The organism is Pseudidiomarina piscicola, assembly GCF_902806985.1.
Lineage (GTDB): Bacteria > Pseudomonadota > Gammaproteobacteria > Enterobacterales > Alteromonadaceae > Pseudidiomarina > Pseudidiomarina piscicola.
This window is the reverse complement of the sequence record NZ_CADCXY010000002.1, coordinates 348068-373245: the sequence shown is the minus strand read 5'-3', so window position 1 is coordinate 373245 and position 25178 is coordinate 348068. Positions and strand designations below refer to the sequence as shown.

At 46.0% G+C, this 25178-nt stretch carries 21 protein-coding genes; 14 read left to right on the top strand and 7 right to left on the bottom strand.

Annotated features, from left to right (window positions below):
• Positions 1 to 3: 3 nt before the first annotated feature.
• The 4 genes from rsmG to PSI9734_RS06520 all read right to left on the bottom strand — a co-directional run bounded on the left by rsmG (position 4) and on the right by PSI9734_RS06520 (position 4796).
• Positions 4 to 624: a 16S rRNA (guanine(527)-N(7))-methyltransferase RsmG gene (rsmG, locus tag PSI9734_RS06535; RefSeq protein WP_173920301.1), complete on the bottom strand. Its 621-nt coding sequence runs from the start codon at positions 622 to 624 to the stop codon at positions 4 to 6.
• Positions 625 to 630: 6 nt separating this feature from the next.
• The gene (mnmG, locus tag PSI9734_RS06530; protein ID WP_173920300.1) at positions 631 to 2532 is read right to left on the bottom strand and encodes a tRNA uridine-5-carboxymethylaminomethyl(34) synthesis enzyme MnmG; all 1902 of its coding nucleotides are present in this window, start codon (positions 2530 to 2532) and stop codon (positions 631 to 633) included.
• A gap of 345 nt (positions 2533 to 2877) precedes the next feature.
• Positions 2878 to 3333 (bottom strand): flavodoxin domain-containing protein, encoded by a 456-nt coding sequence (locus tag PSI9734_RS06525; RefSeq protein ID WP_173920299.1) that lies wholly within the window; start codon positions 3331 to 3333, stop codon positions 2878 to 2880.
• A 32-nt stretch (positions 3334 to 3365) separates the two neighbouring features.
• Complete coding sequence (locus PSI9734_RS06520) at positions 3366 to 4796, bottom strand: GGDEF domain-containing protein (protein WP_173920298.1); 1431 nt, start codon at positions 4794 to 4796, stop codon at positions 3366 to 3368.
• Between the two features lie 167 nt (positions 4797 to 4963).
• Between PSI9734_RS06520 and PSI9734_RS06515 the strand changes: the two genes are divergently transcribed.
• The 5 genes from PSI9734_RS06515 to PSI9734_RS06495 all read left to right on the top strand — a co-directional run bounded on the left by PSI9734_RS06515 (position 4964) and on the right by PSI9734_RS06495 (position 10230).
• The gene (locus PSI9734_RS06515; RefSeq protein ID WP_173920297.1) at positions 4964 to 7420 is read left to right on the top strand and encodes a M1 family metallopeptidase; all 2457 of its coding nucleotides are present in this window, start codon (positions 4964 to 4966) and stop codon (positions 7418 to 7420) included.
• Complete coding sequence (locus PSI9734_RS06510; protein ID WP_173920296.1) at positions 7410 to 7910, top strand: DUF6702 family protein; 501 nt, start codon at positions 7410 to 7412, stop codon at positions 7908 to 7910. Before PSI9734_RS06515 ends, PSI9734_RS06510 begins: the two co-directional genes overlap by 11 nt.
• A gap of 17 nt (positions 7911 to 7927) precedes the next feature.
• Positions 7928 to 8386 (top strand): hypothetical protein, encoded by a 459-nt coding sequence (locus PSI9734_RS06505; protein WP_173920295.1) that lies wholly within the window; start codon positions 7928 to 7930, stop codon positions 8384 to 8386.
• On the top strand, positions 8383 to 9501 hold the full coding sequence (locus PSI9734_RS06500; protein WP_173920294.1) for a PQQ-dependent sugar dehydrogenase: 1119 nt from the start codon (positions 8383 to 8385) through the stop codon (positions 9499 to 9501). The genes PSI9734_RS06505 and PSI9734_RS06500 overlap by 4 nt, the downstream gene beginning before the upstream one ends.
• Before the next feature lie 96 nt (positions 9502 to 9597).
• Positions 9598 to 10230, top strand: coding sequence for a YiaD family glycine zipper/OmpA-like lipoprotein (locus PSI9734_RS06495; protein ID WP_173920293.1), 633 nt, complete (start codon positions 9598 to 9600; stop codon positions 10228 to 10230).
• A 51-nt stretch (positions 10231 to 10281) separates the two neighbouring features.
• Here the strand turns inward: PSI9734_RS06495 and PSI9734_RS06490 are convergent, their stop codons facing one another.
• Together PSI9734_RS06490 and PSI9734_RS06485 are read right to left on the bottom strand one after the other, a co-directional pair.
• Positions 10282 to 11970 (bottom strand): FUSC family protein, encoded by a 1689-nt coding sequence (locus PSI9734_RS06490; RefSeq protein ID WP_173920292.1) that lies wholly within the window; start codon positions 11968 to 11970, stop codon positions 10282 to 10284.
• On the bottom strand, positions 11951 to 13093 hold the full coding sequence (locus tag PSI9734_RS06485; protein ID WP_173920291.1) for a dicarboxylate/amino acid:cation symporter: 1143 nt from the start codon (positions 13091 to 13093) through the stop codon (positions 11951 to 11953). Before PSI9734_RS06485 ends, PSI9734_RS06490 begins: the two co-directional genes overlap by 20 nt.
• A 185-nt stretch (positions 13094 to 13278) precedes the next feature.
• On the opposite strand from PSI9734_RS06485, the gene PSI9734_RS06480 reads away from it, so the two are divergent.
• Positions 13279 to 14436: a hypothetical protein gene (locus PSI9734_RS06480; RefSeq protein ID WP_173920290.1), complete on the top strand. Its 1158-nt coding sequence runs from the start codon at positions 13279 to 13281 to the stop codon at positions 14434 to 14436.
• Between the two features lie 318 nt (positions 14437 to 14754).
• Here PSI9734_RS06480 and PSI9734_RS06475 read toward each other — a convergent pair whose 3' ends face one another.
• Complete coding sequence (locus PSI9734_RS06475) at positions 14755 to 18078, bottom strand: VPA1262 family protein (RefSeq protein WP_133166197.1); 3324 nt, start codon at positions 18076 to 18078, stop codon at positions 14755 to 14757.
• A gap of 250 nt (positions 18079 to 18328) precedes the next feature.
• Here PSI9734_RS06475 and PSI9734_RS06470 point away from each other — a divergent pair, with 250 nt between their 5' ends.
• From PSI9734_RS06470 to PSI9734_RS06435, 8 genes are all read left to right on the top strand, one after another.
• Positions 18329 to 19177, top strand: coding sequence for a hypothetical protein (locus PSI9734_RS06470; protein ID WP_106761124.1), 849 nt, complete (start codon positions 18329 to 18331; stop codon positions 19175 to 19177).
• Positions 19170 to 19583 (top strand): hypothetical protein, encoded by a 414-nt coding sequence (locus PSI9734_RS06465; protein ID WP_173920289.1) that lies wholly within the window; start codon positions 19170 to 19172, stop codon positions 19581 to 19583. Before PSI9734_RS06470 ends, PSI9734_RS06465 begins: the two co-directional genes overlap by 8 nt.
• Before the next feature lie 70 nt (positions 19584 to 19653).
• A complete protein-coding gene (locus PSI9734_RS06460; protein ID WP_106761122.1) occupies positions 19654 to 20043 on the top strand; it encodes a hypothetical protein in 390 nt (129 codons plus the stop codon).
• 120 nt (positions 20044 to 20163) lie between these two features.
• On the top strand, positions 20164 to 20793 hold the full coding sequence (locus PSI9734_RS06455; RefSeq protein ID WP_104417164.1) for a recombinase family protein: 630 nt from the start codon (positions 20164 to 20166) through the stop codon (positions 20791 to 20793).
• 41 nt (positions 20794 to 20834) lie between these two features.
• The gene (locus PSI9734_RS06450; protein WP_165794771.1) at positions 20835 to 20990 is read left to right on the top strand and encodes a hypothetical protein; all 156 of its coding nucleotides are present in this window, start codon (positions 20835 to 20837) and stop codon (positions 20988 to 20990) included.
• 108 nt (positions 20991 to 21098) lie between these two features.
• On the top strand, positions 21099 to 21671 hold the full coding sequence (gene mobI / locus PSI9734_RS06445) for a conjugative transfer protein MobI(A/C) (RefSeq protein ID WP_104417163.1): 573 nt from the start codon (positions 21099 to 21101) through the stop codon (positions 21669 to 21671).
• A gap of 207 nt (positions 21672 to 21878) precedes the next feature.
• Entirely contained in the window at positions 21879 to 24794 is a 2916-nt protein-coding gene (locus PSI9734_RS06440; RefSeq protein ID WP_104417162.1) for a TrlF family AAA-like ATPase, read from the top strand.
• Positions 24795 to 24844: 50 nt separating this feature from the next.
• Positions 24845 to 25165, top strand: a complete 321-nt coding sequence (locus PSI9734_RS06435) for a helicase (protein ID WP_104417161.1) — start codon at positions 24845 to 24847, stop codon at positions 25163 to 25165.
• Positions 25166 to 25178 lie beyond the last annotated feature (13 nt).

The window sequence follows — 25178 nt, the reverse complement described above, 5'->3', positions numbered from 1 at the left end:
ACACTAACCTCTTGTTGAGATGATAACTAAATGCCGTTCTGCATCGTGGCCAGGAACTGATAACTGAACCACATCATTAACTTTATAGTCGCTCGGCAGACTAGCTATTTCAGCCTGCGGATAGACACCTTTTAACGCATAATAACAGCCATCTGATGCTGGCAAATGCTGACACCAATTGAGCATATCACTAAGCGAGGCGAAGGCTCTACTGATGACACCATCAAATTTAGTTGCTGGTTGATAGTCTTCCACTCGACTTTGCACAGCATTTACATTGTTGAGACCAAGTTCATGGCACACCTGGCGAATGAAACGAATGCGTTTGCCGAGGCTATCTAACAATACAAATTCTTTTTCAGGCTGCACAATGGCTAACGGTAAGCCTGGTAAACCCGGCCCCGTGCCCACGTCAATAAAGCGATGACCTGAGAGGAAAGGTAACACTACCAAACTATCGACAATATGGCGACTGAGCATTTGTTTTGGATCACGCACTGAGGTCAAATTGTAGGCTTTATTCCATTTGTCCAACAATTCAACAAGACGCACCAGTTGTTGCTGTTGAACCGCAGGAATCGCGAGTCCTGCGGTTTCTAATAATCCATTAAGTTGTTTTTGCATAGGTTACTAAGCGCTTTTGCGCAGCAGTCCTTGTTTTTTTAAATGCACTAAGAGCATGGAAATAGCGGCCGGTGTTACGCCAGATATTCGAGCTGCTTTACCGACGGTTTCAGGCTGATGCTCATTAAGCTTGGCGATAACTTCGTTCGATAAACCTTTAATGCCCGCATAATCAAAACCAAGGGGTAAATGGGTATTTTCATGGCGTAGCTGTTTCGCAATTTCGTCTTTTTGGCGCTCAATATAACCCGCATATTTGGTTTGAATTTCGACCTGTTCCGCGGCTTGTGTGTCGCTAAGGGGCGGGCCTAATTCATCGATTGCCATCATTGCGTTATAAGTCACTTCTGGGCGTCGTAGAAGATCTTCGCCATTCACCTCTTTGGTGATCGGTGTTTTCACGAGGGTATTGATCGCATCAACGGCGGGATGATCTTTATGGATCCATGTACTTCGCAGGCGTTGTTGCTCTTGCGCAATAGCTTCCATTTTTTCGTTAAAACGAGCCCAGCGTTGATCATCGACCAGGCCTAACTCGCGACCTTTTTCCGTTAATCGCATATCGGCGTTGTCTTCGCGCAGCAATAACCTATATTCGGCGCGTGATGTGAACATACGATAAGGTTCTTTAGTGCCTAAGGTTGATAGATCATCGATTAACACCCCCATGTAGGAGTTATCGCGACGAGGTGCCCAGCCTTCTTTGTCTTGTGCTTGAAGCGCAGCATTGAGTCCGGCCACAAGACCCTGTGCCCCAGCTTCCTCATAACCGGTGGTTCCGTTTATTTGACCGGCAAAGAACAAACCCTTGATATACTTAGTTTCTAATGTTTGCTGCAAGTCTCTTGGGTCAAAATAATCGTATTCAATTGCATAACCTGGCCGCGTGATATGGGCATTTTCAAACCCTTTAATTGACCGCACCAAGGCAACTTGAACATCAAAAGGTAAGCTTGTCGAAATACCGTTTGGGTAGACTTCATGAGTATTTAAACCTTCAGGCTCAACGAAGATCTGATGCGAATTTTTATCGGCAAAGCGCATGACTTTGTCTTCAATCGACGGGCAATAACGTGGCCCAACACCTTCAATTTCACCTGAATACATGGGTGAACGATCTAGACCGCCACGAATTACCTCGTGGGTTTGATCGTTGGTATGGGTAATGTAACAACTAATTTGTTCCGGATGATCTGATGCTTTGCCCATAAACGAGAACAATGGCGTAGGCGTATCACCTGGCTGTTCTTGCATGACGGAAAAGTCGATGGTTTTGGCATCAATTCGTGGTGGTGTTCCGGTTTTTAAGCGGTCAACTCTTAGTGGCAATTCACGTAGTCTTTTAGCTAAGGCGTTGGCTGGAGGATCGCCTGCTCGACCGCCTTGAAAATTCTCTAAACCGATATGTATTTGACCACCAAGAAAGGTGCCAACGGTTAATACCACGGTACGTGCAGAGAATTTGAGGCCCATTTGAGTGACAACACCAACTACGCGATCGTTTTCAACAATGAGATCGTCACAACCTTGCTGAAATAAACTTAGGTTTGCTTGGTTCTCTAATTGTTCGCGAATAGCTCCACGATAAAGTGCACGATCTGCTTGCGCTCTGGTGGCACGTACAGCTGGCCCTTTTGATGAGTTGAGTGTACGGAATTGAATTCCAGCACGATCTGCAGCGTGTGCCATAGCACCGCCTAAAGCATCAATTTCTTTTACCAAATGCCCTTTACCGATGCCACCTATCGCTGGGTTACATGACATTTGTCCTAGTGTTTCAATGTTATGCGTCAACAGTAGCGTTTGACTGCCCATACGTGCGGCAGCGAGAGCTGCTTCAGTACCTGCATGTCCTCCACCAATGACAATGACGTCATAATGCTGATGGTAGTTGGTAGTGTTCGACATAAACTTAATCCTAGAAAAAATGTAGCCCATTATTCTAACGTCTTTTTGCTTGGATCTAAACGGTTAAATTTTGTTCGTGTAGGGCTTTAAAGATCTTATTAGTAGTTAAAGATCTTATGTTTTGATCTTCTTATTACTATTACTACTAGTAAAAGGAAATCTGTGGATAAGGCTTGCTAAGCCAATAGGATCAAGGATCACAACGATCTGTTAAGATGTGATCAGAAGCTGATCCTTGCTCTGATCAAACGGTGGATAACTAGGGGGTTTATCCACAGAGGTAGTTATGCACAGATTTACTCAGTGTGTATCTACAGATCTCAAGGGATCTTATACATGGGTTACTCACAGACGTTGTATGAAAGATCCTAGCCATGTTGATGCTTTTTCCTCCGGATCGTCTTGCGACATGTCTATTTCTAATCTCTCAAAGAGCTGTTTTGCACCTAGTTTAGATAGGGTTTGATCAAAATCGCGTCCGGCTTGGCAATAGGTGTCGTAGCAACTATCTCCGATCGCTATTACCGCATATCCTAAGGGTGCTAAGGCAGGTTGTTTGGCATGTAAGTGTTCGGCAAAGTCGAGCATGCTATCGGCATAGTCACCAGCTCCGTGACTCGCGATACAACCGATCCAAACGGTATCGTCGGTGATCCCTTCGATCAATTCACTATAGTCAGGTTCATAATGAACGCGTGTTGGATAACCCAATTGTTGCAGTTGGTCGCTAAGTTGATCGGCCAAGTACTCGGTATTGCCAGAGGTCGTAGCAACTAATAATTCGATGGTTGGTAAGGCCATAAGCAGGGGTCCTAAACATTAAAAGCGATAGCCTAGGATGATACCACTTGATCGCGACCTTTGCGTTTCGCATTTAGCAATGCTTGATCGGCACGCTGTAATGCTTGAGTGAGAGATTCATTAACGTTGATTTCTACCACGCCAAAGCTGGCTCTAATAGGAATGTGCCCTTCTGGGGTAGGTATCGCGGGTAATTTTTGTCGTAATCTATCCGCAGTTAGGTGGGCACGTTCTTTGGTTTGTCCTGGCAGTAAAAGCAAGAATTCATCACCGCCAAAGCGCGCAATTAGGTCTCTATCGCGAATGTGAGTACTGATGCTTTGGGCAGCCATAATAAGCGCTTGATCACCTATCAAATGACCGTAGGTATCGTTAATAGACTTAAATTCATCGAGGTCAAATAGTGCCAAAGACAGTGGCTTATTTTGTTCTTTTAGTTGTTTTATTTCGTTGTTAGCGACCTCGAAAAAGTGATTACGAGAGGCGATATGGGTGAGCGTATCGATTTGAGTTTGATGATGTAATTTTTTGTTTTGACTAAGCAAAGAAGGTACAGCTAGGCCAAAATACGCATTCGCAGCGATAACGCACATGGCAAACTGATAGGTTAATGCATGTTCACTAACGCCATAAAAGCCGAACCAAGCAGCGATCATGGTACTCATCAGAGCTAATGATATCACCGTGTATTCCATGCGTTCGGTATACACAATCCACATTTGCGGAATGCTTATAAAGAAAATGAAATAAGCTATCGATGCATGATTGAAATAATGATCAGCAAGAATAACCACCATAACGATGGCAACATTTAGGAGCATTTTGGAACTCCATAAACGTTTAGTTTCGTCGTTTTGTCGACGCCGTTTGGGTTTAAGCCAAGAAATGTCCGAATTCCATAATCGACTTAGCAACAAAATAAAAAACGGTGTAAGTACCATGGCGCCAGCAAGGTCGCCGACCCACCAATTTAACCAAGAAGCTTCCGCTTGAGCCCAGCTCATCTCGCCAATAATGATGAAAGCAATGATGCCAGAACTCGCGGCAAGGAAAGTTGTGAATAAGGTGATAATTAGGAAGTAGAGAATGCGCTGGGGTAATTGTTGAATATCCCATTTATGAATGGTTTTTCGAAAGTAAAGTCCACCGAGTCCGTAAGATATCGTGTGCGCAAAAGCGAGTAAGAGGCTGTGCCTAGTTTGCTGATGGAATGCAGTGTGCGTATCGAGTTCAAGATACATCCAGAGCCCGGCCAGAGTAGCAGCCATTACGATGGGTAAAAAAGCACGACCGCCCACTAAAATAAACGCTGCTAGTGAGAGCGCTGCGGGTGGATACCATAGGCTAACGAAGGGCTGATAGTCCATCAGACTCGATGCCCACCATACCAATAGCCACAAGCAAATAAACGCCAGTATGCGAAATGACGAGGCCGAAAAATGTCGAAGTGGGGGCTTAGTCACGCGTACCATCCAGTAGCTATTTATTATTATTATCTTTCTAATCTAGCTGGGGTTTGCGATAAATGGAAATTTTTTACGACCAACGCGGTGGCGTCAAGGCAATCGCTTTGGTAGTTTTGTTGATCTCACTCTTTTAAAGTCATCTTACCGCTGACGAAACAACGAGAATGTCCATGTATAAAACACGTTTTTGGTGGGCGTGCGCAAGCATTGCCTTAGTCACTTTTAGTCTTCCTAGCGCTGCGACAGCGTCAATTCAGCAAACTAAAGGCAACTATGAGGATAAATTTCGTCAGTTAGATGAAGTTCTGCCAACGCCTAACGTCTATCGTAGCGCGGCAGGTGAACCCGGCGAAAATTATTGGCAACAAAAGGCTGACTATAAGATAGAAGCGCGGTTGGATGAAAAAAATCGCCGTTTAGATGCAGCAGAAACTATTACCTATCAAAATAATTCACCTTATACATTGAAGTATATCTGGATCCAGTTGGACCAAAATATCTTCCGTAATGATTCACGAGCAGAGCGTAGTGCGACCTTTGGGAGTCATCCAGATACCGATTTAGGCGGCATCGATAAACCCGCTCGAATTTCACTGGGACAGCTACGCCGCCAACAATTCATGGCCGATAATGAGCTGGGCTTCGCCATTGACGAAATAGCCAATAGTGAAGGCAATGCGTTGAGTTTCACCATTGTTGGAACCAACATGCGAGTTGACTTGGCTGAGCCTTTAGCGCCAGGTAAAAGTACCACTCTCGCTATCGACTTTGGTTTTAATATCATCGAAGAAGATGCGGTTGGGGGGCGTTCGGGATATGAACATTTTCCAGACGACGCGCGCGAAGGTGGTAATGATATTTTCCTAATTGCCCAGTGGTACCCTCGTGTTGCCGCTTTTACCGATTACGAAGCATGGACGAACAAAGAATTTTTAGGCAGTGGTGAATTCACCATGGAATTTGGTGATTTTGAGGTCGCGATTGATGTACCTGCTGATCACATCGTTTCTGCCACGGGTGAATTGCAAAACCCTGACCAAGTGCTTACAGAACAGCAACAACGCCGGTTAGAACAGGCAAAAACAGCACAGCGCCCAGTTTTCGTGGTGACTGCCGAAGAAGCATTAGAGAACGAAAAAGCAGGCACCGATGAGCGTAAAGTGTGGCGTTTCGCAGCAGAAAACGTCCGCGACTTTGCGTGGGCGTCATCGCGTAAGTTTATGTGGGACGCGAAAGGCTATCAGCAAGGCGGCTCAGTGCAGCCATTAGTGATGGCGATGTCGTTTTACCCGAAAGAAGGTGGCGATCTTTGGAAAAAGTACTCGACTGAGTCGGTAATTCACACCATGGAAGTATACAGCCGCTTCTCGTTTGACTATCCCTACCCGACGTCACAATCGGTCAATGGGCCCGTGGGTGGAATGGAATATCCAATGATCACCTTTAATGGGCCTCGCACCGAGTTACAAGACGATGGTTCACGCACCTATTCGCTGGCTGAAAAACGTTTTCTTATCGGTGTGGTGATTCATGAAATCGGTCATATTTATTTTCCGATGGTGGTGAATTCCGATGAGCGTCAGTGGACGTGGATGGATGAAGGCTTGAATAGCTTTTTAGACGGCGTTGCGGGCCGCGAATGGGATCCTTCTATTCCATGGGGCGTTGAGCCACGTAGTATCGTCGATTATATGAAATCGTCGGTACAAGTTCCGATCATGACCCAGTCAGACAGCGTGTTGCGCCTTGGGCCTAATGCTTACAGTAAACCTGCTGCGGCGTTAAACATTCTTCGCGAGGTGATTCTTGGTCGTGACCTATTCGATTTCGCCTTCCGTGAATATGCCCAGCGCTGGATGTTTAAACGTCCAACACCTGCAGACTTCTTCCGCACCATGGAGGAAGCGTCGGGTGTTGATTTGGACTGGTTCTGGCGGGGCTGGTTCTACAGCACTGATCACGTAGATATCAGCCTCGATCGTGTCTATAAATTACAGCTTGATACAAAAGACCCAGATATTGATTGGCAGCGTCGTCGTCAAGAACAAGCCGACAAACCAGTGTCATACTTTGTGCAACGCAATGAAGCCGAAGGCCGTAAAACTTGGGTCGAAATGAACCCAGATGTTCGAGACTACCATGATGAAAACGATCGCTTCACTGTTACCAACAAACAACGCAATGCGTATCAGAGTTTCTTGGACAAGCTTGAGCCATGGGAGCGTCGCGTATTTGATCGCGCAATAGCCGAAAACAAGAATTACTATGTTCTTGATTTCTCGAATCTCGGTGGCTTAGTGATGCCTATTCTATTGCAAATGACGTACGCAGACGGTAGCACGGAAGATTATCGAGTACCGGCGGAAATTTGGCGTCGCAATGCCGACAACGTTAGTAAGTTAATCGTCACCGATAAAGAGGTCGTGAGCTTTGCGGTCGATCCAAATTGGGAAACGGCGGACGTCGATATTGAGAATAACTACTATCCACGTAAGATCATTCCATCGCGCATTGAAGCGTTCAAATATGAACGAGGTACGGATCACATTAGCCGCGACTTAATGCAAGAAGCGAAAACCGAGCTTAAAACCGAAGAAGACCAAAGTGACGATGAAAGCTAAGACGCTTAGTGTTGTTCTAATGGTTTTTTTGTGGGTGGGTAGCAGCGCTGCCCACCAACTTAAATCTGCGGTAACGACGATCTTATTTAATGACCGCACCGGTAACATCGAAGTGATGCATCGATTTAATTTGCATGATGCGGAACATGCGGTCGGCGAACTATTTAATAAACGCCAAGCGGATATTCATACCGATGAAAAAACCCGCGCGCTATTCGCAGTCTATGTATTAGACAAATTTAGCTTGGCGACAGCAAACGGTACACCACTAGAGCTAACCAGTGTTGGGTATCAAGTTGATGGCCGTGATTTTTGGGTTTACCAAGAAGCCAAAATACCTGCGGACATTAACGGGCTTGAAGTAAAGCACAGTGCGTTACAAGAATTGTGGCCTGATCAACAAAACTTGGTAAACATTGAAGGCAAAGGTGAAATTAAGAGTCTACAATTTAATTCCGATGACGATGAGTTAAGCGTACGTTTCGATTAAAGTGCCCAGGAGGCGCCATGACTCGAGTAGTGATTGCCTTTGTTAGTGCGATGCTTGCCGCCGCTGTGGTAGGTAGTATTATTCAAACTCAACTCAATTTATCGGCGCTGGTTGAACTCTCGGTCGCCGTTTCCTTTCAGACACGAATTTCTACGATAATTCACGATCTTCTTCATTTTTCGCCGCTATTCGGCGCAATTGTCTCGGCTGTGATGCTTATTGCACTGCCGCTGGCCTATGCGATTGCCAAGGGGCTTAAGCATGAGGAACGCTGGTGGTTTATTGGTGCCGGTTTTATCGGTATGTTGGTGTGCTTTTGGCTGGTGAATAGCTTGGTTCCTATGCCTACTTTAATTGCTGCAACAAGGAGCTGGCCGGGGTTACTGGCGATGTCGATGACGGGCGCTTTAGCCGGCTGGGTTTTTGGTCGATTGTGGCACCCGACTCCAAAAGAACTGCAGGAGCCTGTGATATGAGCAAGCGCTACCGCGTATTAACGCAGCTGATGATGGCGGTAGGGCTTTGTTTGTCGCCGTACCAAAGCCTAGCGGCGGACAAGTTCGATGTGATGGCCATTGCCAATGACTTAGACCACCCGTGGTCGCTGCAAGAGTTACCGAACCACCCTTTAAACTTCTTGGTCACTGAGCGCAGTGGTGGTTTTAAATTGATCTCCGAACTAGGTTTTGTCGACGAGATACCGCTGCCGTTACCCGATTTGTTTGTTTCTGGTCAAGGCGGGCTGTTCGAAGTAAGTCTAGCCCCCGATTTTAACGAAACAAGAGAGGCTTTCTTTAGTTACGCCTGTGGCAACATTGAGGCAAACTCGACCTGTGTGGCGCGAGCCGAACTAACGCCAACCCGGCCAATGAAAGTAACGGAATTGCGTAAGATTTTCGTCGCCCAACCACTACGCAAAGGCGCAGCGCATTATGGCGGAAGGCTTGCGTGGTTGCCGGACCAGACATTGCTTTTGACCTTAGGTGACGGGTTCGATTACCGAGAAGAAGCGCAAAACTTAAGTAATCATTTGGGTAAAGTTGTGCGGATGACGCGCACCGGTGAGGCAGCGCCGGGGAATCCATTTCCGCATCAAGCTGGCGGCTATATTTATAGTTATGGCCATCGAAATAGTCAGGGTATTGTCTACGATTCGACGACGGAGTCCGTTTGGCAACATGAACACGGCCCTCGAGGGGGCGACGAGCTCAATCAGCTGCATGCTGGTAAGAATTATGGGTGGCCAATGACAAGCTATGGCATCGACTATACCGGCGCCATGGTGACACCCTATCAGGAATTGCCAGGGGTGGTTGCTCCTATCTATCAATGGACGCCATCGCTTGCGCCTTCGGACATGGCGCTTTATAACGCAGAAATGTTCAGTGAGTGGCGAGGGGCGCTACTGATTACGCAGCTAGCTGGTAAGCGCTTGCAAGTATTGCAGCAGCGACAACAGGCATGGCAAGTGGTGCACCAATTAACCCTCGCGGACGAGCAGCGCCTGCGTGCGGTAACTGTTGCGAGTGACGGCGCCATCTACTTACTGACGGACAGTGCAGCAGGGCAATTACTGCGTTTGTCGCGCTAAGTTTGTGTAAAGCAAGCTCGAACTTTTGCGCTACTGTGCTACTTTGTAAGGACATTTAGTTCGGTTCTAGTTACTGAAAACGTTAGCGAGGTAGCCATGAAAAAGTTAATTCCATTGGCAATAGCGGCAGCAGTCGTTGTTGCAGGTTGTCAAACCCCGATGAACAATACGCAAAAAGGCGCGGCCATTGGCGCCATCGCAGGCGCTCTCATTGGTAAAGGTACCGGCGATCATGATAAAAGCCGTTACGTATGGGGCGCTGCAGTCGGTGCCCTTGCGGGCAGTGCTATCGGTAATTACATGGATAAACAGGAACAACAGTTCCGTAATGAGCTTTCCGGAAGCGGCGTTGAAGTGATTCGCGACGGCGATACGATTCGCTTGCAACTGCCAAGTAATATCACCTTTGCCACCGATAGCTCGCAAATCGCATCAAACTTCGATCCGATTTTGGTCGATGTGGCGCGTGTCCTTAAGCAGTATGAGAAAACCACAATGGTGGTTGAAGGCCATACGGATAGCACCGGCACCGCACAGTATAATCAGCAACTTTCAGAAAGTCGGGCGTGGGCGGTAAGTAATCATTTGGCCGGAAATGGTGTTGATACACGGCGTATTACCATTATGGGTTACGGTGAAAGCCAGCCGGTTGCCACCAACGACACTGAACGCGGCCGTCAACTTAACCGTCGGGTAGAGTTGCGCATTGTGCCTAACCGAGCTCAGTGAGCTGCGTAATAAAGATTGGTTAACTAGAAAGCGAGCTTCGGCTCGCTTTTTTTATCGCCGATGCTTATTAACCTGATGTTGCACGTGCAGCAGGTAATGTTCGGCGGCTTGTTTACCGTCGGCACCTAGTTTGTCGGCCATTTGATAAAGTTTAAATAAGCGATGATAGAGTCGTGCGCGGTACCGATTGAACTGTTGTGGGGTCAAAACCCGTTGGTCGAGCTCATCAAGTTCCCGCTGTAGGGCATTGATTAACTGCAATTGGCGGCTTTTTAAGGTGGTCGGATACACCAACTTGTAACTCGCCATCGCAATCAGAGGGGCGGAAATAACCGCCGCCGCAAAGCTCACTGATTTTCCTAAGTTAAAGTGATAGGGCACCCACGGTTGCGACAAAAGTAAAAAGATAAGATGGAAGTCTAACGCGCCGGGTGCGGTTCTATTATGTGCCAGCGCTAAACTGCCAATCAGCATTACCGGCATGAGACAGATCAACATCTCAAGTATTGATTGTGTATAGGGCCAGAGGAGTCCTTGCACTAAGACCGCAACCACTGCGGCGACCAGTTGCCCCAAAAATACGTAATACATGGTTTTCGCTGGGTTCTCTGCCATTGAAAAGGTCGACAACATCACGGACGCGCCCAACAGTAAGAATGCGACCTGAGGCCAACCTGTAAACGTCCATATTAAGGTAATAATGGTCATCGCCAGAAAGGTTCGAATCGCGGCCTGTTGAGCGCCGCGCCAATCGCGATGGAGAAGAATCGAACGTCTTCTCACCGAGTGAGCGGTGCGACCACTTTCGCGAAAGCTCAAGCGTTCGGTTGCGGCACTACAAAACTCTTTGAATTCATCACGAATTGCTGTGTGTGAAAGCGCTCTGGAAGTTTCCTTCAGTTGCTGCTTAGCAGTTTTAGGGTCGTTGCTGGCAATGGCGTTAGCACAATTGATCAGGCGTTCACTAACCTGCTCTGAGGCTTTAATTTCGACCGATCTTAATTGTGCAAATAACCCTAATTGTGAATTCAACAGGCGCCGTAAAAGTTTGGCGGACAGGTGAGCAGAGGGGGAGCCTGTGCCGTGTTCAACAAGTTGTGCTTCTAGGTGTGCGAGCTGCGTGAGCCGAGCTTCAAAAGGAATATCCAGTGCCGAACCTTTGCTAAATGCTTGTGCCATCAGTTTCAAGTTAGCGACGGTTTGCCGACGAACCTTGTTCACGAGGGTTTGCTCGGCGCGAGCATAAGTAAAAAGCCAGCCGACAAGTAGCGCAGCGACCACACCAACAAACACTGTTAGCATTCGGTCGATACCCAGCGGTAGAAGTGCTTCGGGAGCTCGTGAAAGTAGCGCAACCATCGACGCCGAGTAGCCGCCAAGAGCGGCGCCATAAGCGATTAAGCCGTGGAGTAAGTTGGCAACATAAACACAAAGTACCACCCACAACGTCAGCCCGAGACCTAATGCGAGCACCTGATCACCGGCAATAAGTACCAAGAGGATACCAATAATAGAGCCTACGAAGGTGCCTAGGGTTCGATGTGCGGCTTTTTCAAGTAAGAGCCCTCGGGTAGGCTGGGAGACTGCCCAAACGGTCATAGCAGACCATTGCGGATGTTCTAAGCCTAGTGCCCAGGCAAAGAAGAGTGCTAGACAAGCAGCGCCGCCGGTTCGAAGGCCGAACCGGAAACGCGTGTAATCAAATCCTAATTGCGCGAATTTAGTTGTTAGTGCGTTCATCCACCAATAACGCGATTGCGCCGTCTCCTGTTACGTTACAGGCTGTTCCGAAGCTGTCTTGCGCCATGTAGAGCGCGATCATTAAAGCAATGGCTGTTTCGCCAAAGCCCAGCATCGAACCTAGCAAGCCAACGGCTGACATTACTGCACCGCCTGGCACGCCAGGAGCCGCTAACATCACTACGCCGAGCATCATAATAAAGGGTAAAACAGTGAAAAATGAAGGAATCGCCAAAGCGTCGTGCAAATACATAACGGCTAACGCACAGCTAACAATAGTAATGGTTGAACCGGCAAGGTGAGTTGTGGCACACAAGGGAACTACAAAGTTCGCGACATCGTCATTCACTTGGTTTTCTTTGGCACAGCGAAGGGTGACCGGAATGGTCGCGGCACTCGACATGGTTCCGAGAGCGGTGAAATAGGCAGGTACCATATTCTTTAGCAAGCCCAAAGGGTTGCGACCTTGGCGTAAGCCGGCAAGCACGTACATTGTGCTTAGGTAGACCCAATGCAATGCCACCGCCATAAGCAACACAATGCCGAAGGTTTGTAGCGTTTGAAAAACGGTTCCCGCATGGGCCATTTCGGCAAACACACCGGCAATATAGAATGGCAATAAGGGAATAATCACCTTTGCTAACAGACGCTCGATGATATCGCGCCCTTGATCAGACAGTTGCTTCATCTGGGTTGCTTGTGTTGCGGCAATTCCAAGACCAAAAATAAAGGCAAGAACCAGAGCTGTCATAATACCGAATACAGGGGGCAGGCCGACCGTAAGGAACGGCTCGAGAACGTCAGCTGAAGCATTCGTTTGGCTGGCGCCTGCGTTGAGCAAAGGCACCACTAGGCTGGCGATGAAGTAAGCTGCAATGCCGGCTAATACCGTTGATAGGTAGGCAATTACTAAGGTTCTGCCTAACAATTTGCCAGAATTTTGCGGTAATCCAGCGATACCGCTGGTGATAAAAAACAAAATCAATAATGGAATAGTAAAGAATAGCAACTCACCAAATAGAACTTTAAACGTAAGCAATAGCTGAGTGAACCATTCAGGCATGTATAAACCGATCAAGGTACCGAAAACAATACCTAATACTAATTTCAGGATGAGTCCCATATTGTAGCTCTCATTGGTTTTTGCGGGGGCTAACGAAGCCTCAAAGGTTCGCCTATTTTTGCTGATTTAGCGGTTGATTGCTAGATGATAGATAAAATTGCCTTGAACAATTGTAGTTAAATTGTTGATGTTTCTTTTGAGATGGTTAGTATTGAGTGCGTGCAAAACACATGGAAACTAACCACATGGAAACTAACCACATGGAAACGAACCGTCGCGTGCCGCAGTTCTTTAGCGCGCTGCTGGTGGGAGCCGCCGCGCTATGTTCGTCTGCTGCACTGGCGACCGACAAAATCTATTCTTGCGATACCTGCGATGCTGAGAAAGCCGAGTGGGTTGCGGCACAACATGTCCCGGAACCGAACTGTTTTGCAACCAATACCGGTACTTCATTACCTAAGCCCGGTGAATTTGCTTGTGAACCCGTATTCAGTACCTTTATCGTTGCGAATCCAGTCTCCGAAAAAGCGTTTAAATATCGCGTGAACTATCCATGTAGCCAATTTTCGTGCGACCGTACTAACCCAGTTATCACTGAGTTGACGATAGGCGACCAAGACTTTGAGGCTCTGCAACTATTTTATCAAACGGACCAGGATTTTCGTGAAATGATGCGCGCTGCGCCGTCAGTAACGGATATTACCAGTAATGACATTTCCGTTGCCCTAAATACTGACGAACAAAAATCTAGTTCAGATCCAAACAGCGGCGGCGAAGACTGTAGTGTAAGCCCAGTACGTTATTTCACGAGTACGAGTTACCGAACGGAACTAGAGGGTATTATGGCCGATGTATTAGCAAACGCGGCAGGTTCTCAATCATTTCAATCGCTCACTAGAGACACAGAATTGACCGGATTTTCTGTGGGAAGGGGAGGTATTTCGCTCAGTTTTGAGCATAACCAGAACAATCTATATCACATTGTATCGTTTAATGGAGACCCATCAGAGGACAGATTGGCCTTTCGCGTAAGTTATGTAGGCGATGCGACTGCCCCTGGGCTCGAAAGACTCTATCTTCAATTTCATCTTGTCTTCGCTAGTTCGCGTATTGAGGGGGTCAATTTAGAACAATTACTTCAAGGACCCGTTAGCCTTCTCGATGAGGATGATATCGGTTGCTTGAGTACTTTATTCGATAGCCCGGAAATCTCGGAAACCCTTAGCCAAGGCTCGCCGCAGTGGTTCCCAGCGGATACTGGCGAAGGTGCTGGCCCGGATTTGGGGTATTTCCGATGCGTAACGAGGACTCAAACGGAGACTTGCTCAATCCTTGAAGACGGTAGCCGGCAATGCATTGTTTCGACCGTAAGGCATTGGGACGTCTGTGAGGCGCAACCCTAACACCGAACACGAACAACCCTTCGGAAATTTCGGAGGGTTGGCGGTTTTATTTGCCGATACAGAATATTTGTTTTCTTTTAAAAACAGTACCTTGTAAGTTTTTCGGAGCACTCTCGGAGTGCTGAAATTTGCGAAAAAAGTCTAAATATTTGCAAGTTTCTGTAGATCCGAATGCTGATTCCCCATTAAGGACCTGGGAAAAGTGGGAAACTGGGAACATAAAGTATCTCCTGTTCGATTATTCTGCATCTGTCAATATCCACTCTTAATTGAATGGTATGACCGACTGCCAAGTTGTTCGCCCCTATGACAGCAGAGTTACTCCGACTGCGAAAGAAGATCTTCAGCTTGGGATAGGAATGAGGCCAGGTCTCTGTCTTTTCCTGTCCCCTCTGACTCCCATTCTTCCATAGGCCTTAACATTGCAAGGGCGCTTGCTTCTCCTGACAAGTTATCTAATTCTACATTAGCTTGCTTCATTTCGGTTAAATAGTATTGACACCACCTAGTGAATGCCAATATCCACATTGAGACTACCAAAGCATCGTTCCAACAAGACCAGTTAGACGTACTTGCCAGAGGTTGTTGTAAAACTCTTTTCTGCTTATTTAAAATGGGTCTGATCAATTCAATTACTTGTCTTTGTTGCTCAGGCGTACTATGAGCGACGATAAATGCACAAGTATTTGTCATCTGCCCTTCCCGTGAAAGTTGGAACAGTCTTGAATTCCTGCTTTCAGCTGGGCCTATCAATGAAACGATTTCCTCGATCCAGATTTTGCAAGCATCATCCGTATCAGCTTGCTCACTTTGAAGTAGAGGTAAAACTAGATCCCGAAACAACCACGGTTCTGTCCATGGTAATTGGCGCATATGGCCTCTCATCGAATCGATTACGTGCCTCAAATCACTTCCAGATAGCTGTTCTGGTAGTTCGCTTTTGAGTGCGACTAATAATTTCTCGTATTGATCACGTTTTCTTTCATCATTTGCCGATCTGTTCACCAACCAACCTAAATATCTTACCTTTTCCGTGCGGTCAAATCTTGAAAGCAAGCCCAGCTCTGATGTGACGTCCTTAGTTTGATCAATCATCTGCTCTAGAGCATATAAGCCCATCCATCGAATTAAACCGTTACAACTATTCAATAAAGTGCATGTGCGGGAATAGTTTGGTAGCAGCTCTATGGATAGGGAGATCTCGCTAACAATTTGGCTTAACAATGACAGCCTAATTATGTCAGCATGATCCGGCTCTTTCGGAATTTTAGGCGATTCTTCAGCAACCAGTTCTAACAATGATTTTGGGTCATATGACCAAAGCAGTTTTATTGCAAAATATTCTGACCAAGTAAGTGCTGTATATTTAGTCATATGGCACATATGATGAAGCTGGTAAGAGCTACACAGCAGCTTTTCAATTGGTCTTTGAAATAGGTGAGGTTCTAAGACAGTTATATCAGTATCCAGATCTTTATGGGTGCGCTGTATCGATTTAGTAAGGTACCCCATGAGATTCTGTAAGAACGAGGTTTCACTTAATATTTCTTGAAAATCTGTATCACCAGCTCTAGAGTTTGCCAAAAATTCACCAACCACTTCCCATTGATCCATGAAATCTTCAGAGCTGACCTTTTTCTTTACCCAGGCTAAGAACCCCTGAGGATCGATCAAGTTAAGTGAGTCCCCTTCTAATAGCTCAAGAGATATCAACTTGTCTTTCAGTGGTGCACCGTATAATCCTGTTAATGAAGGCTCGTTAGCCCATATTGATAGGATGTCGCCTGCTAATTCATTATTCAGTATTTTTAGTGGCTCGTATCTTACATTTTTCCCTGGAGCTTCGGAAGAAACATATAGTTTGCTTAATCCAGGGTTGTTTTCTTCAGAATCAGATGTTTTTGCCTCTAAGTCCTTCAAAAGGCCACTTTTATATTTTTCAACCTCTAACAAAGTATCAGATGGTATCGGCGTAATAAGTAAGGGATAGTTCTCTGCCACTTTCTGCAAGGAATTTGATAAATTAAAGCCAACTATTGGTAAGCCATCGCTTCCTATAATCAGGATATATCGGTCGTGGAGCTTTCCGTCTTTTAAGCCAATGATTCTGAGGTTTATTTTTGAAAGGGTTCGTTTATTGTTTTCACAAGCAGTAACTAGATCGTCTACTCTATTACGATTAGTAGGGTTTTCCTCGTCACCTTTTTGTTTTGGTAGTGAGGTAAATACTATGTAGCTACACTTAGGCGCAGCATATAAAGAAAGCAACGATAATCCAGCCGAATCAAAATAGGGATCGAAAATTATTATTTGGCTGTCGTTATATTTTGAAAAGAGAGCTTTGAACCATTCGACAAATTGTAAACGGCCTTCACCATCGCTTGGTCCATAACGTTCGAAAAACCTTGCATCCGATTTTTTTGGGTGCAGTTTATTAAAAATAGGGCTTAGCTCGCGGTTTACAGCAACCCAAGGGTCAGCCTCCCGGCCGCCCACTTGGCTAGCAAACCCATGGTTTCCTGTGTTTTTAGTTAATACTGCTTTCACGCGGCTAGATTGCTTTTCTTTGACCGTGTTCTCTAACCAATCAAATTTAACAGAGCTTGAATTACCACCGACCACATTAGCTTGAAAATTTATTTCTCGAATATATCCAGTGCGCCACCTGCAACATAATATATTTTCTTCGCTATCTTCGACATTAAAACCATAGATTTCTAGTTCAGTAGAGTCAGCGATGGATCTAACTGTTCTATCAATATCAAACTCGCGCATATATATGCGGTTGTCGTACTGTTTCGCATTTGCAATCCTTGAGTATATAATTTGACCGCTGTTATAGATCTTAATGTTGAATAGAAAATCAGGGTAGTTAGGAAGATTCTTGGCGTCGAATTTAACGCTTAATTTCCGTCTTTCATCGCCCCAAACAACTTCAAGTAAATTTTTCTCTTTTTCATCTAAAGTCGGAAAAACGAGAAACTCAATATCACCAAATCGCACTTTATCGTTATCTTCAAAGTTCAATCCAGTGTCAAAATTTAGATGTTCGACGATAAACTTTGTAAGGTCGGAACGATAATTATGGTTGTCCTGGAAGAGAGATGATTTATCTACTTGAGTGATCGATGCGCTAATGGCACCCGCTGCTCCATGGGGGCTAGTAGTCGAGTGAAGTTCGAACGCATCCTTGTTAAGAAGATATATTACGGGTTTATAAACTAATTTTTTTGGATCTAAAAATATTGTGCCAAACTTCTCATCAAACTTATTTTTTCGCTCAAGACCTAAAGTATCGCTTATCGTGGAAATATTAACTCCATCACAAAGCATTTCCAGAAAATCACTTAATAAATTGCTACCGATGTACAGATTAAGCCGGGTTATTTTCGCTCTGCAATGTTCAAGATTCGTAAATTTGTCATTATTGCTGAAAGACCAAGAATTATTAGAATGTGAGTATGGTACTACACGACCATAGATAATCCGGTTTTTAGTCGTTTCTGTGGAATGAACTTGAAGAATCCAAAGCTGTACAGCGCATGGCCGAGGATCACCGTAGAATAAGCGAGCCAGCCTAGTGTCACCTATTAGGTCTTTTAATGTTGTGCTGACCTTATTGTCTTTAAACGCTTTATTCATTCTTGCCCCGATTTATGCACTTGTATCTACTATGTAATTTGGTACGTTCCTCGCCGTTACCATCTACCATTTTATAGTGTTTTACAACACATGAGCTTCAACGTAACGGCAGTGTGTCTGTCGTTATATGTTTGAGCGAAAGGAACTTTGTTCTATCAGTACAAACTATTGATTTATAAAGATTATTTTTATTTTTCCTCTTGCATATTCTCAACCTCATGAGAATATTTAATGAAAGCAGGAGGACATAATGAAAAGATTAGCACCCTTAACTACGGCAATATTGGCCGCTGCCCTGGCTGGCTGCGCGGCTACCCCACGAGCTTACAATCCGGAAGAGTCTCGGGCCTTAAACCTGGCGAGAGCCGGTGGCATCTACGATATGGACTTGCGGGATTCTGAGGATGGTACCCGCTCCTACAATAAAGGCATGTTGGTGCCATTACTGGATCTCGCCAGCCTGGCGACCTCATTCGGTGCACCGCTTCGACATCTATCGGGTAACCAAACGTTTTTGTTCAACGCTACCGACATCCTGATGACACCGGACAATCCATCGGCGAGACCAAGCCTGATGGGATGGATGCCTGCGTCGATGGCCACTTCAGAGGCTCAGGCCTATGAGCAGTATGTAAATCTGGTTGACCAGGCCATCCGGGTAGCTGCCAATGATATGGCGTTGAGTGCCACCAAACTCAGTAACGTGGAAACGCCTGAGATTGACGGCCATCCACTGATGCTCTGGTCGATTGAAAGCACTGAGCATGGATGCGGTGCTGGTCAATGTGTGGTTGCTTACAACATCAAAACGCCGAATCGCTGGAAGTCTCCGGCCTACGTGGAAGGCGCTGAGCCTGAAAGCTACAACATTGCGGCCAATCATCCAGAGAATTATTCCCGCCTTGTTTTCCGGCAGTCAGATGAGCAACTCAGCTTCCCTGTGGACGAGTTCTACCGCACGATCAGTGGTGCCTTACCATCCTGGATGGTGGTGTACTTTCCTCCCGGCACCGTCACCCAGGATGGCGAACCGCTACCGTACCCTGTGCTGTACGAGCAGGGGCAGCGACTGATGTTCAAGGAGCCAGATCATGAGTGACTGGCATGATGAACTGGAGTTCGCGCTGTTGCCGCTTGAAGACGCCAAAATCGATAGCGACTGCATGACCTCTGTGATCAGCAATGCCCTGAGCGAGCAAGGCATCTTCCATCAATGCCGTATCGGATACGCAGAGGACCGACTGAGCCTAATGGTCACTGCTCCCCATTGTTGGATCGAGCTCGAACAGGGCTGGAGTATCGATATCCGGCTCAGGCAGTGGCTGGGCGATGAGGACGACCTCCCTCATGGCGTATTCCAGCCATCCAATTACCCGAGAGTTCGATACCAAGGCAGTGCGTGGCTGGTTCCACACCTTGATGCGGGAGATTTGAGGTCGATGACAAATGATGCCTACAGCAAGTTGAAAGTGCCATGGCTCGCCGGGCGAGCCAGAGCGGCCTGACGCCGGTCGAAACTTGCATTTTCTCAGGTTCTGATAGCTTCGAAGTAAAGAACTATCGGGGACTGAAACCATGGTGAAGGTAACAAAAATAGTAGCAGTGGGACTCGCCGGGATCGGCGTTGTGGAGCTCGCCTTAAGGGGTACCGATGCATCGCTCTACGCATGGTATCTATTGTTGGTGCTCTGGGTGATCCTACTGCTCATTCGCTTCGCAATGGCCGCAGTCGATGCTTACAAGACAGTTTTTACTAAGGGACCCGATGGGCAAATGACGTTTCCTGAATTCGAGAAAAAGATGGCGTCGTTTAGTCGAGGTGGTGGTAGGGAAGAAAACGGTCCAAGCAGCACGACAACCTCTGGCACCGGGAGTCAAGAAGGCGCAGGCGATCTGTTCGATGACTTCAGAGTCAATCCGATCCTCCGAGAGGATGATCCGTTCGGGGAGTTTTTCGACTCTTGAGGTGGTTCCTGATGGGTACACATCAGGGGAACCAACTGCTCAGGCCGCTTACCATGACAAGTAACCATTTAAAACAGACCGGCCAAACGGAACCACTTATAACAGACTGAGGAGGCATGAATGTTTATACGCGCCTATTTGAGAGCATCGACCCAGGAACAAAATGCCGAGCGGGCCAAAGCATCGCTAATCCAGTTTGCCGAGCAACACGGTCAGCGCATTGCTGCCTTTTATACCGAGAACGTCTCCGGTGCCACATTGCATCGTCCCGAACTGATGCGACTGATTGCCGAATCTGGTGAAGGTGACATTGTACTGGTAGAGCAGATAGACCGGCTTGCCCGCCTTAAACAGCAGGACTGGGATACGCTCAAACAGAAGCTGGCAGCCAAGCGGTTGGCGATTGTCTCGCCCGAGTTACCAACGAGTTGGCTGGCTCTGGACAAGAAAGACGACACCGGCTTTACCGAATCTATCTTGCAGGCGGTCAACAGCATGATGCTCGACATGTTGGCAGCGGTAGCCCGGAAAGACTATGAGGACAGACGTCGCCGACAGAATCAAGGGATCAACAAGGCTCGCAGCGAGGGTAAGTATCAGGGGCGTCAGCCTGATCTGAAGAGGCGGCAACACATCGCCAGTTTACTGCGCACTGGCCATAGCTATAACGAAATCCAGGACATCTTGGGTTGTTCGCGCCATCTGATTGCCTCTGTCGCAAAGGAACAAAAGCAGTCAGGTGCAGCATAGGCTGCAATTTGCAATCAAAGAACGAAAACAGGAGAACTCACATGATCGATATGTTCGTCACACTCATTGCTTTCCTCGGCTTTGTCGCCGTTATCCTGGCGATCTGCGGCATCACATACCTGAATGCTGACAAGCTGGAAGCATTTCTCAACCGGAAGCTTAAAGCACGCCGCCAGATCGATAAAAATTCCAGATAATCTGGGGTAAACGGCTACTTTTGCCCAAATTGGCAAATTACAGACCCGTGGGTTTGTCTCTGCGGCCAGTAGCATTTCTCTTGAACATCAACCAACAGGAGAATGCTAATGAGCAAACCCAAAACCATTCAGGAAATCACCGATAAGTGGCATGAGGTGGCGCGCGCCGGGGAGTTTGACCATCATCAGGGGCGCCGAATGGCACTTGGTCAATGCAGACAGTATCTACAATCACTTTCCAAAAGCCTGGATATGGAGCGAGCGCGCCTTCGCTATCTCGCTCAGCGACTGTCGGACCATTTCTGGGCGCATAATGAGGCTCATCGAACCAAAGAAACGAGAGGCTATCCTGGCCATCACGGCTGCCGGGTGAGAATGCTGCACGGCAGCTTGGAAATGCACTGGTACTACAACACCTTCGTAAGAGTGAAAAACGGTAAGGGACATGCGGTTTTCAGTGAACACATCCGCCGTGCCCTGAAACACCGGTACTCAAAACCCGCATTTAACCGCGCTCACGACTGGGAAAGGCCCATCATTGAGGAGACCGAAGCCGGGTTTGAGATAGTGCGTATCATGAATGCAAACCTCACTCACATGCGCCGTCTCGTCAGGGCAAACCTGAAGCAGTTGGACAGTTTGGAGGCGCACTTCGATGGCCTTCGGCCTCCAGAATCCTAAACAAAAAATCGTTCAGGCCCGTCCCTTTCCGACGGGCTTTATGCATCTATTTTAGTGGATGATTACAAACAGTATTTGGCTTGAACTACGTAATCCTCTGGGTACAAGATTTGTCGAAAGACCTAGATTTTTTTGTATTCGCACCGACCTGTGTATACGATAGTTTGACAATAAAAAGCAATTCTTACGGTTGACTGCGAGGGATATGTGAAAAACTGCTCAAAAGGATCAATTTGGAGAAAGTGGGACCTCCATGTCCATACCCCATTTTCAATTCTGAACAACCAGTTCGGCGACGACTTTGACAATTACGTCAGAAAACTCTTTCGGTCAGCAATAGATCATAATGTAAGTGCCATTGGCCTGACCGACTATTGCCTTCTTGACGGCTATAAAAAAGTAGTCGAAGACTATATTCTCAACGATGATAAACTATCTGAGCTATTTGATGAGGATGAAATCAGGAAAATTAAGAATATTGCTATTTTCCCAAATCTCGAGTTTCGCTTGGACAAACTCGTAGTAGGCAAAGAGGTCGACTTAAAATGGAATAGGCGGACCAACTTCCACGTTATCCTTTCCAATGAATTGTCTCCCACATTAATCCAAAGAGAGTTTTTATCTAGAATACAGTTTGAAACTCACGCTGAAACAGGGCTTAAAGCAGAGAGAAGAGCCTTAACCAAAGAAAACTTGATAGAATATGGTGAAAGACTAATTGAAGAACACCCCGAGTTTAGAGGCCAATCTGCCCTTGCGGTAGGGATCTGCAATGCCTCGGTCAATACAAGCGAAATAGCAGAACTGCTCACCGAAGATGGAAGATTCAAAAAAAACTACTTGTTAGCTTTGCCGTGTGACGAAGACCTCAGCAGAGTAAGTTGGAACTCGGCCGGTCACGGTACTCGGAAGACACTTATTCAACAGAGCCAACTGATATTCTCATCTAACAAGCGTACGAGAAGCTTCTTGCTCGGAGATTATCACGATAATCCTACCTCTTTCAGAAAAGAATTTGGCTTACCTAAAGCTTGTATATGGGGTTCTGATGCACATGCATACGACACACTTTTTGAGCCTGACGAAGAAAATAACACTTGGATAAAGGCTGATCTTACTTTTGAGGGCCTCAAGCAGGTAGTATTTGAGCCGAGGTCACGGGTTGCTATTCAAGATACCTGCCCTGGCGATAAGGTAAGCTATGAAGTTATAGACTCTGTTCGATTCAAAGATTCCAGTGGGAAAAATATTTTTCCTGAATATAAAATAGAATTAAATTCGGATTTAAATTCGATTATTGGTGGCAAATCCTCAGGGAAATCGCTTTTACTCTATCATATTTCAAGGACGGCAAACAAAGAGGAAACCGTAAAGAAGTGTGATCTAGCAAAGGCAAGTACTTATCCAGAATTTGAAAATGAATCAAATTTCGACTTTGAAATCACTTGGAACGACAACACTAAACAAAGCTTTAGAGAAACAAACGACCAACGACCAATAACCTATATACCTCAGCTATATATAAATAAATTAGCCGAGGAAAGTGGTCGAGATCAACTCAATGAGCTTGTACTCGAAATTCTATATCAAGACAGGGAAATAAAGCTAGATGCTGAAGAGCTTTTTAAAAAATGTGATTCGTTGAATGAGAGCATCAGTACACAGGTTACAAAACTTGTATCCCTCAGACACAAGTATGCAAAAGAAAAGAGCGAAAAGGAAAAAATAGGAGCTGAGAATTCGGTAAATAATGAAAGAGAAAAAATAAAAGAAAAAATAGAAAAAATAAAAAAATCATCAGGTTTTACTCCTGAAGAAAGCAAGATTTATAAAAAGCTTAGCGACAGATTGTCAGTTAGTGAAAAAAGGCGTTCGTCTCTTTTAAGATATATTGAAATACACACTGAGCTAAAAAATGAATTAGTAAGAGAGATGGAAGACTCGTTTAGAAACGTAGCTCTTATGACGAATTCTGAAGAGTCAGAAAAAAAACGGTTTCACACTGGAAGCCGCCTTGTTCAGATAACACTGGCTAAGATTCAGAAAATTATTGATGACCTGCCAATAGAAGCGGGAAAGAACATTCGCCGCGCTAATAGCTTGATAGGCTCGCTAGATGAAAGAATTATAAATACCACGGAAAGTCTTGAAAAATTCTCGTCTAAAGTAAAAAGCCAAAACGAATTGAAAGGACTTCTAGAGGCGCAAAAACGGGAAGAAGCTAAGCTTAGAGCTATTCAAGAAGCAGGCAAGAAGGTCAAAAGCACTCTCGAACAAGGAAAAGCAGCTTCTGATCAGCTTAAAGCCCTGTATGAGCAGTTGTTTGACACATATGGTGAAATAGAGGCGCTTTTCAATGGTGCTGCGAAGATAGACAATGAAAATATAACGCTTCAAGCTAGCCTAGAATTCGATCACAATAGTTTCGATTCTTTCATAAACTGTTTTGATGCCAGAGGAAGCCTTGCAAGTATTCTAGGCGACTCGATTGATAGTGAAAACAATTATATTTACTCAAAAGACACGCATTTAGACTCTATATTCACCCTGAGCGAGAAGGTTCGAGATTTCTCCCAGATCGCCCATAAAGTTCGAAAGAGTGCGAACGAGGAACTAATCCTTAGAAATCTACTTCAGGATTGCTTTTACATATCTTTTAACTTGCTTTATAAAAATGACGACATTATCAGCATGTCGCCCGGTAAGCGAGGACTGGTGCTTCTCCATCTCATACTACACTTGAGCAATTCCTCTCACCCTATACTTATAGATCAGCCTGAAGATAATTTAGATAACCGAACAGTTTATAATGAACTCCGCGACTTTATTAGGGAAAGGAAAGAGAAAAGACAAATCATCATGGTCACTCACAACGCTAATATGGTTGTATCCACGGATTCCGAATGTGTTATCGTCGCGAATCAGGCTGGCCAGCAGCATGATATGGAAAACGAGCAATTTAGATTCGAATATGTTTCCGGCGCCATGGAGTGCACGTTTTTCGAACCAGATGCGCCTTCATTGCTTAAGAAATTCGGCATTAGAGAGCATATTTGCGAGGTTCTAGAGGGGGGGCAACTTGCATTCGAAGAGCGAGAGCGTAAGTACGCTTTCAAGCGATAAGGACAACTTAAGGCCCGATCGAGGTCGGCACCGGCCAGGGAGAGGAAGAGGTGCAGTTATCGACGCTGGTCGACAAGCTCAACGAGCGATTTGGTACTGAATTTACCCCGGCGGATCAGCTGTTCTTCGATCAGGTGAAGGGAACCGCTGTTGCCAACGAACAGCTACGGCAGGCCGTCATGGCCAACAGCCTGGAGAATTTCGAACCGGTATTTAACAAGCAGCTTGAGAATTTGTTTGTAGAGCGAATGGACGGCAACGAAGACATCTTCATACGCTTGATGAACGACGAATCCTTCCGCAATATCGCTTCTCAGTACCTGATGCGGGCTGTGTATAACCAGGTCAAAACCAGCGTTGAATCACAGTAACAGAACAAAAAAG